The following is a 3,730-nucleotide window of genomic DNA, read 5'->3' as shown; positions in this document are numbered from 1 at the left end:
ACCCACTTGGCCGGCTCCACGTAGAGCACCCTCGTGTCGTTGAGCGAGGTGATCGCGAGGATCGCGGGATAGTCCTTGGCCTCGACGTTCTCGTAGGGGGCGTAGGAGGCCATGTAGTCGTAGACCTCCGCCGAGTGCAGCGGGTCGCCCCACTCGTCCCACTCGATCACCGTGAGCGGGAGCTCCGGCATGAGGATCGAGGTGAGCGGGTCGACGAACGGCACCACCGCCTGGATCCCGGCGAACAGCTCGGGGGCGAGGTTGGCCACCGCGCCCATGAGCAGGCCACCGGCGCTGCCGCCCTCCGCCACCAGCCGGTCCGGCGCCGTGAGGCCGGAGTCCACCAGGTGCCGGGCGCAGGCGACGAAGTCGGTGAAGGTCGCCCGCTTGAACAGCTTCTTACCCTGCTCGTACCAGAGCCTGCCCATCTCGCCGCCGCCCCGGACGTGCGCCACGGCGTAGACCATGCCGCGGTCGAGGAGCGAGAGCCGGGCCACGGAGAAGCCCGGGTCGATGCTCGACTCGTAGGAACCGTAGCCGTAGAGCAGCGTCGGGACCCGCTCCCCCGCGTCCACGCGGGCGGCGGTGTCGGCCGACATCACCAGCGAGATCGGGACCCGCGTGCCGTCCTCCGCGGTGGCCCAGTCGCGGCGCTGCACGTAGCCGCCCGCGTCGTAGCCGCCGAGCACCTCCTGCTCCCGCAGCAGGGTCCGCTCCCCCGACTCGAGGTCGAGCGAGTACACGCGGCCGGGGGTGACGAAGGAGCCGAAGCCGAACCGCAGGACCGGCGCGTTCCACTCCGGGTTGGACCCCGGCCCGGACGTGAAGAGCTCCTCGTCGAAGTCCACCGGGGCGAACTCCCCGTACGCCGCGGCGCCCGCCGTGGACGCCGGGTCCAGGGGCATGAGCGCGAACCGCGGCAGCGCCTCCTCCCGGTAGCCCAGCACCAGCACCCGGGCGAACGCGTCGACGCCCTCCACCCGGACGTCGTCGCGGTGCGGCACCAGCGTGGTCAGCTCGCGGAAGTCGCGGTCGACCGGGCCGACCGGGGCCTCCACCACGGCGGAGTTCGGCGACCCCGCGTTGTGGGTGATGAGGAAGCGGTCCTCGCCGCCGACGACCGCGTGCTCGACGTCGTACTCGACGCCCTCCTCGCGCGGGCGGACGCACCAGAACTCGCCCTCCGGGTCCGCGGAGTCCAGGCACCAGACCTCGGTGGTGATCTTGGACCCCGCCGCTATCTGCAGGTACTTCTCGCTGCGCGTCTCGCCCACCCCGATCCAGTAGGACTCGTCGGGCTCGTGGAACACCGTCTCGTCGTGGTCACGGGTGGTCCCCAGGCGGTGCCGCCACACGGTGTCCGGCCGCCACGCGTCGTCGACCGTCACGTAGAAGATGAAGCGTCCGTCGCGGGACCACGTCACCCCGGCGGCGATGCCGGCGATCTCCTCGTCCGGCGCGGTGTAGCCGGGGTCCAGGGACCGGAAGCGCAGCGTGTAGCGCTCGTCGCCCTCGGTGTCGGTGGCCCAGGCCAGAGCGCGGCCGTCGTGGCTCACCGAGAACGCGCCGAGCGCAAAGTACTCGTGGCCCTCGGCCTCGGCGTTGCCGTCCAGCAGCAGCTGCTCCCCGGGCAGCTCGACCCCGGGCGAGACCTCCGGCGGCACCCAGCCGGCCGGGGCGTCGGCGTCCGCGACGTACTCGGGCGGCACCGGGACCCGGCAGTGCCGCGCGTAGGACTGCCCCTCGGAGGTGCGGGAGAAGTACCACCAGCCGCCGGCCCGGACCGGGACCGACATGTCGGTCTCCTTGACCCGCGACCGGATCTCCTCGTACACCTCGTCCTCGAGCGGCTTCAGCTCGGCCGTCATGGCGTCCGTGTAGGCGTTCTCCGCCTCGAGGTACGCGCGGGTCGCCGGGGCGTCCTTGTCGCGCAGCCACTCGTAGTGGTCCACCAGCACGCGGCCGTGGTGCTCGCGGCGGTGGGGGCGGCGCTCGGCCGACGGGGGGGCGGGGGCCGGTGTGACCGCGTCGCTCATGCGGACCCGCCGCCGATCCAGTCCGCGAACGACAGCCCGGAGATCCGCTCGTAGGCCTCGATGTACCGGGCCCGGGTCGCGTCCACCACCTCGGCGGGCAGCGGGGGCGGCGGCGAGTCCGAGGACCTGTCCCAGCCCGACTCGGGCCCGGTCAGCCAGTCGCGCACGAACTGCTTGTCGAAGCTCGGTTGGACGCGGCCGGCCTCGTAGGTGTCCGCCGGCCAGTAGCGCGAGGAGTCCGGCGTGAGCACCTCGTCGGCCAGGATGAGCTCCCCGCCGGCCAGCCCGAACTCGAACTTGGTGTCGGCCAGCAGCACGCCGCGCGCGGCCGCCATCGCCGCGGCGCGGGAGTACACGTCCAGCGTCGCGGCGCGCAGCCGCCCGGCGAGCCCGGCACCGACGAGCCCGACCAGCTGCTCGAAGGAGATGTTCTCGTCGTGGTCGCCCACCGCCGCCTTGGTGGCCGGGGTGAAGATCGGCTCGGGCAGCAGGCTGGCCTCGACCAGCCCCCCCGGCAGCTCGATCCCGCACACGGTCCCGGACGCGCGGTACTCCACCATCCCCGAGCCGGTGAGGTACCCGCGGGCCACGCACTCCGCCGGGACCATGTCGAGCCGGCGCACCACCATCGCCCGGCCCAGCACGTCGGCGGGGATCCGCTCGTCGTCGAGCGGACCGGCGAGGTGGTTGGGCACGTCGAGGGCGTCGAAGAAATACGCGCTCATCGCGGTGAGCACGCGGCCCTTGTCGGGGATGGGCGTGTCCAGCACGTGGTCGTAGGCGGAGATCCTGTCGGTGGCCACCATGAGCAGCGTGTCGCCGTCGATCTCGTACAGTTCGCGCACCTTCCCGGCGGCGAGATGGCGGAAGGAGGAGAGCTCAGGTCGCATGCGGCCAGCGTAGTCGGCCCCCGGTCGGCACCCGTCGGACGAGGTGGATCACCCCAACCGGGCGTCGAGCCACTCCCCGAGCGCCGCGTAGGCCTCGTCCGCGCACAGATCGTTGAACAGCTCGTGCTTCCCGCCCTCGATCTCCCGGTAGGTGACCTCCGGCCGCGGGTCGTGGTCCGACCCCGCCACCTGGGCGAACCGGCGGGCGCCCGTGGGCGAGGTGATGGAATCGGCCGACCCGTTGAGCACGAGGGTCGGCAACCGCAGGGTCCGGGACCGCTCGATCAGCCGCAGCCCGCCGGCGAGCATCGTGCCCGCGGCCAGGGCGGGGACGCCCGTGTGATGGACGAGGGGGTCCGAGGTGTAGTCCTCGACGTACTCGGGGACCCGGGAGATCTCGTTCGGGTCCAGCTTCTCCACCGGGAGGAACGGGAGGAGGCGGGCGATGATCGGGGCCGCCGCGCGGAGCGGCGCCGGGGTGCCCTCTCCGACGACGAGGCCCGGCGAGGACAGGATCAGGCCCGCCAGATCCCACGGGCGCCGGAGCGCGGACTCCCCGGCGATCAGGCCCCCCATCGAATGGCCCATCAGGAGCCGCGGGAGGGACTCGGCCCCGCCCCCCTCGGGGGACCTGCACCACTCCAGCACGGCGTCGCGGACCGCCAGGTTGTCGCGGATGTGCGTCTCGATCGCGACCCTGGCCCGCGGCCCGGGTGCCGTGCCGTGCCCGCGGAGGTCGTAGTTGACCACGCTGATGCCGCGGTCGGTCAGGAACCGGACGGTCCGCCCGTAGCGGCCGGAGTG

The 3,730-nt window shown here is 73.0% G+C and carries 3 protein-coding genes; all 3 read right to left on the bottom strand.

Annotated features, from left to right (window positions below; all coding sequences use genetic code 11):
- Positions 1-2,036: S9 family peptidase (locus tag B4M60_RS08085; RefSeq protein WP_291082063.1), on the bottom strand; the 2,036-nt coding region annotated here is incomplete at its 3' end.
- Positions 2,033-2,926 carry a phosphoribosylaminoimidazolesuccinocarboxamide synthase gene (locus tag B4M60_RS08080; RefSeq protein ID WP_291082060.1) on the bottom strand — a complete coding sequence of 298 codons (894 nt, stop codon included), beginning with the start codon at positions 2,924-2,926 and terminating at the stop codon, positions 2,033-2,035. The genes B4M60_RS08085 and B4M60_RS08080, both read right to left, overlap by 4 nt.
- 48 nt (positions 2,927-2,974) lie before the next feature.
- Positions 2,975-3,730, bottom strand: a 756-nt coding sequence (locus tag B4M60_RS08075; protein WP_291082058.1) for an alpha/beta fold hydrolase, incomplete at its 5' end; no start/stop codon positions are given.

This window comes from Dietzia sp. UBA5065, from assembly GCA_002415925.1.
Lineage (GTDB): Bacteria > Actinomycetota > Actinomycetes > Mycobacteriales > Mycobacteriaceae > Dietzia.
The sequence above is the reverse complement of the archived record's forward strand: the minus strand, read 5'-3'. Positions and strand labels throughout refer to the sequence as shown.